Origin of the sequence: Nocardia farcinica (assembly GCF_029867845.1) — a bacterium.
GTDB lineage: Bacteria > Actinomycetota > Actinomycetes > Mycobacteriales > Mycobacteriaceae > Nocardia > Nocardia farcinica_A.
Map to the genome: position 1 here is coordinate 1 of NZ_JARWRU010000225.1, position 2233 is coordinate 2233.

2 protein-coding genes are annotated in these 2233 nt (G+C 73.3%); one reads left to right on the forward strand and one right to left on the reverse strand.

Annotated features, from left to right (window positions below; genetic code table 11):
- Positions 1 to 190: 190 nt before the first annotated feature.
- Positions 191 to 958 carry a hypothetical protein gene (locus tag QH283_RS04625; protein ID WP_280501770.1) on the reverse strand — a complete coding sequence of 256 codons (768 nt, stop codon included), beginning with the start codon at positions 956 to 958 and terminating at the stop codon, positions 191 to 193.
- 126 nt (positions 959 to 1084) lie between these two features.
- Between QH283_RS04625 and QH283_RS04630 the strand changes: the two genes are divergently transcribed.
- On the forward strand, positions 1085 to 2143 hold the full coding sequence (locus QH283_RS04630) for a FecCD family ABC transporter permease (RefSeq protein WP_348538255.1): 1059 nt from the start codon (positions 1085 to 1087) through the stop codon (positions 2141 to 2143).
- Positions 2144 to 2233: the final 90 nt, after the last annotated feature.

Consider the following 2233-nt stretch of genomic DNA (forward strand, 5'->3'; position numbering starts at 1 on the left):
AATATATTACAAAACACACCGTCCGTGCTTTTGGTGGGTGTTTGGCGTCCCCTGCGCGCCGCGGTTCGCGCCCCCCCCCCCCCCCCCACCCCCCCCCCCCCCCCCCCCCCCCCCCGGCACGGATCGGGGGTCACTGCAGCCCTCAGGACACTCGCGCGATCCTTACGCCGGTTGAAACTATAGGTCAGGCTTACCTAACTCGCAAGGTGTGTGGGACGCCGCCCGGCGACCGGACCTCCGCGCGGCCCCGGTTCTGCGGAAAGGCGCTACGGCGAACGGGCAGCCCGCGGTCCCCCAGCGCCGCCATCAGCGCCTGCCCACGCCGGGCGCCCACCAGCGGATCCATGCGCGCCAGATCTGGCACATAGGTCGCCGCGCCGACGACGGATTCGCCCACCAGCGACCAGAACCGGCGCGCGGAGAGCCGGGAGCACCTGGCCAGGCCGTTGTGGACCAGCGACAGCGAGGCCTCGCAGCGGTGCGCCAGCCAGACGGCCATGGCGGCCTCGCACGGCAGGGCGACCACACCCGAGCGGCCGCACAGCGGATCGCCGTCGAGCACCCGCAGGGTGGTGTCCTCCAGCCCCGCCCAGTCCAGGCCGCCGTCGTTGTCGTTGTGCACCCAGAGGTTGTCCAGGCCGGGGTCCCAGGCCCGGCCGTCCATCACCCACAGCGCGGCCACCCGGCCGACGACCGCGTGGACGAGGGCGGTGGCGACCACCTCGGCGGCGATGTCCGGGTCGGTCATCTCCGCGGCGTGCCTGCGGTACATCAGCTCGATGCGCCCCTCGCGCAGCCCGTCGGACAGCTTCCACCACCGCCTGCGGCCGTGCTCGGCGACCGCGGCCACGGCGTAGACGCGCGGATGATCCGGCTGCAGCGCGCGCAGCCGCGAACTCGTGCGTTCGAAGACCGAATCGGCGTAGCGATCGGAGAAACGGGTCACGGTCTCGGTCATGGAGGCTCCTCGTGTCGGCTCCGGGAACGCGGGAGTCGGAGCAGAAAGATAGGTTAGGCTTACCAGACCTGCATGCCGGGCACCAGGTTTTGGTACGCGACGAAAGAAACGGAGCGCCCCGCCCCCGTGAGCACCCCCTCGAGCCCATTGGCCGTCGCGCGGCGCCGACGCCGTGCCGCACTGCTGCTCCTGTTCGCCCTGATGGCACTGGGCGTGGCCGCAGGCACGGCGGTCGGCTCGCGCGCCATCGCACCGGCCGAGACACTGGAGGCGCTGCGGCACGCACTCGGGTGCGCGGGCGGACCGTTCGCCTGCCCGGCCGAGTCGACGATCGAGGAGATCGTGCGCGGCTACCGCGTGCCGCGCACGGCGCTGGCGCTGATCGCCGGGCTCGCGCTCGGCGCGACCGGCGCGCTGATCCAGGGCTACACCCGCAACCCGCTGGCCGACTCCGGCCTGCTCGGGCTCAACGCGGGCGCGGCCTTCCTCGGCGCACTCGGCGTCTACCTGTTCGGCTTCACCGACCCGAGGCAGTACATCTGGTTCGCCATGGCCGGGGCGCTGATCGCCGGGGTGGTGGTGTTCAGCGCGTCCTCGGTGGGCGGCGGCAGGGCGAGCCCGCTTAGCCTGGTGCTGGCCGGCGCGGCGGTCACCGCTTTCCTGCAGGCCATGACCCAGGCGGTCGTGCTGTTCGACGCGACGGTGCTCGACACCTATCGCTTCTGGGTGGTCGGCACGGTGGCCGGACGCGACGCCGCGGTGTTCTGGCAGGTGCTGCCGTTCATCACGCTCGGGGCTCTGATGGCGGTGGCCGCCGCGCCCGGGTTGAACCTGCTCGGCCTCGGCGACGACGTGGCCCGAGGGCTCGGGGTGAACGTGGAGCGCAGCCGGGCGTTCGGGCTCACCGCCGTGGTACTGCTGTGCGGCGCGGCCACGGCGGCGGTCGGGCCGATCGCCTTTCTCGGGCTGGTCGTCCCGCACATCGCGCGGCGGTTCACCGGGCCCGACCACCGCTGGCTCATCCCCGCCGCCGCGCTGATGGGCGCGGTGCTGCTGCTGTTCGCCGACACGCTCGGCCGGGTGGTGACCAGGGGCGGGGAGATCCAGGTCGGGGTGATGCTGGCCGTGCTCGGCGCGCCCTACTTCATCGCGCTGGTGCGCAGGCGCAAGGTGGGGAGCCTGTGAGCGTCTCGACGGCGCGCGCCGCCGCGCCCGGCGCGGAGCAGGCGCGGGCGGTGCGTCCGGCGCTGCGCGCCGGCCCGGTGTCGCTGGTGC